Annotated in this window: 3 protein-coding genes; 1 reads left to right on the plus strand and 2 read right to left on the minus strand. The window is 50.1% G+C overall.

The window, feature by feature from the left end; translation table 11 throughout:
- Positions 1-137: 137 nt before the first annotated feature.
- A complete protein-coding gene (locus tag HMPREF2724_RS03720; RefSeq protein WP_049146082.1) occupies positions 138-344 on the minus strand; it encodes a type II toxin-antitoxin system Phd/YefM family antitoxin in 207 nt (68 codons plus the stop codon).
- A 453-nt stretch (positions 345-797) separates the two neighbouring features.
- Here HMPREF2724_RS03720 and HMPREF2724_RS03725 point away from each other — a divergent pair, with 453 nt between their 5' ends.
- Positions 798-1814: a DUF3644 domain-containing protein gene (locus HMPREF2724_RS03725; RefSeq protein ID WP_070433096.1), complete on the plus strand. Its 1017-nt coding sequence runs from the start codon at positions 798-800 to the stop codon at positions 1812-1814.
- 146 nt (positions 1815-1960) lie between these two features.
- Here HMPREF2724_RS03725 and HMPREF2724_RS03730 read toward each other — a convergent pair.
- The coding region (locus HMPREF2724_RS03730) for a DUF4442 domain-containing protein (RefSeq protein WP_246818200.1) at positions 1961-2351 on the minus strand (391 nt) is incomplete at its 5' end.

A 2351-nucleotide genomic window follows, 5' to 3' on the forward strand; every position in this document is an offset into this window, starting at 1 on the left:
GGACGCTTCAAGGTGAGCACATAGTCCTTGTAGCGTGCAGGCTCCACACCTCCACGAAGCTTATTAGCTGCTTCCCACAGCAACGAGTAAAGCTCTGTCTTTTTCACTGCCATCCAAAATCCCTCGTAGAAAATAATTTAGTAATCAGTGATGTCTATGCCGGCCTTCATCAACCGCTCATACCGGTCAATCGATATCAACACCGCCATGGGCCTGCCATTCTTCAACACGAAAGCCGCCTCATCTTCCTCGGACAGCTTCGTGATGATCTTCGATGACTGACCACGCAGAAAATCCGACATATTATAAAAATCCATCGTCGTCTTCTCAGGTTCCGCTTCCATTCACGCCTCCCTCACCTAACTGAGCAGGTAGTTAAGTTAGCGACCCTAAAAGTCATTACCATCTTCACTATTCTACGCTAACAAAGAGGACCGTGGAAAGAACAACGCCCCCCTTAGTCGATACCCGCTAACGGAAAACGCAAACCACACCCCTGAACACCAGCACTCACCTTGAGTGCGGTTAGAGAACCACCTCACAACAGCAAGAAACCGCGCCCTGTAGCGAATGAAATTACTTCAGAATCACGAAACCCCTGCTCAACAAGAGTTCTTGCTCTCACGCCGCACTTATCAAATCCGACGTCTTAGTCTCCATTAAGCCCCAGCTAGAACAGTGTTTCAGCTGGGGTATTTTCCTATCATCACTGACTTCCGGATCGTCCGTGCTATTACCGAGCGTAGGCAGGGAACAGGCTGAGAACGCCGAAGAGATGACTCGGGGCAGAAGTTAGAATGGTTCCTGTGGATAAGGGACAGGAAGAGATTATTGAGCGGCTCCTAGAAAAGAGCAAGGAAGCTTTTGCTCTTGCAGTGGAGCTGTACAACAGGCCAACGTTGAAATACCACGTGGAGACCTGTTCAATTTTTCTCTGCAACGCATGGGAACTAATGCTCAAGGCGTACCTGATCCGAGAGCGGGGAATCGAGTCGATCTATTACTCGGACGAATCTGGAAAGACAATTGCTCTAGCAGACTGTCTCAAGAAGATTTTTACGAATGATAAAGATCCCCTGCGCATCAACATGGCGGAAATCATTCGCTTCCGCAATGTCAATACTCACTTCATCACTGATGAGTATGAGATTTTCATCGGACCGTTCCTGCAAAAGTCTGTCATGAATTATGCAGATAAGCTCCTCGATCTTCATGGTGAATCCGTTAGTGATTTAATACCGGAGAATCACTTGACGTTGGCCGTGCGCCGCGGTGCAATTGACCCTGACGTGATTCGGACGAAGTACGAGCCTCATGTCGCAGAGAAGCTTCTTAAGATGAGGCAGCTAGCCGCCGACGCGGCAGGAACCGGAGAAGGAGGTGCTGCTGCCGTCATCTACGAGACAAACCTGCGCATCGTCAAGAAGGCGAAGGATGCCGACCTTAACGTCTATGTCGACAAAGACGCGGAAGCCGGCGTCACCATCGTTAAAGACATCCGAGATGCTGCTTCCTATTACCCTTACACAGTTGGTAATGCAGTAAAAGAGGTGCGAAACCGGTTAAGGAAGTCGAAAACCACTATTTACTTCCGAGGCGAGGAAAAGTTATTCAACCGGTGGCACTTCAATCTCTTCAATAAGGTATTCCAATTTAGAGAGGATGCCAGGTACGCACACGATCGCAGCACCGCTGGAGAACCCAATTCATCCTGGACATACTCTCAGCGAGCAATCGAGTTTATCGTTGCACAACTCGAAAAAGAGCCAGGGACGTGTATTGATGCTTTGCAGGCCAAGGCGAAAGCAAAGTAAAAACGCCAACCCTCGGAGCAAAGGAATTCTCAGGCCGAAGCCCTACTCCCATTCGGGAACCCAGCTTTATCCTTCTTGGGTTGGCGCTGTACCCGCAAGAATAGTTGGGCGTGAGGCTTTCTACAACACAATTTTTCCCGGTGTGCTCAAAATGGCTTCAAAGCACTAGATAAACACAGCACAAGAATTTCGGGAAGCACCCTCAGTAGTCCAAGCGTCACTAGCCAGCGTCTGTGGCCAAGTGCAGCTTGTTTCTGCTTGCGCCGGTAATAGACTTGGCGGCGCACATGAGCGACGACATCGCCTTCCTCATCGATGATGTCCACGTCGAACCAATGCAAATACTTCTCACCGTTGGCCGTCTTTTCTTCGATGAGCGCGTAAGTCTCCTCGGGGATACGCATATCGGCGGTGACCGTGCCGCGGCCGGGTTTCAGGTACTTAATCTCACCAGCGGCATCCCAGATGCGGTACTCCTTGCCCAGTCGATGCATGGACGCAAGCATGAAGAACGGGTCCGTCATTGTCGATTTGGGG

The sequence above is a fragment of the Corynebacterium sp. HMSC071F07 genome (assembly GCF_001810285.1).
GTDB lineage: Bacteria > Actinomycetota > Actinomycetes > Mycobacteriales > Mycobacteriaceae > Corynebacterium > Corynebacterium simulans.

Excerpts from the sequence above, each read along its gene's own strand:
- HMPREF2724_RS03720 (WP_049146082.1), bottom strand. The coding sequence starts at position 344 with ATGGAAGCGGAACCTGAGAAGACGACGATGGATTTTTATAATATGTCG.
- HMPREF2724_RS03725 (WP_070433096.1), top strand. The coding sequence starts at position 798 with ATGGTTCCTGTGGATAAGGGACAGGAAGAGATTATTGAGCGGCTCCTA.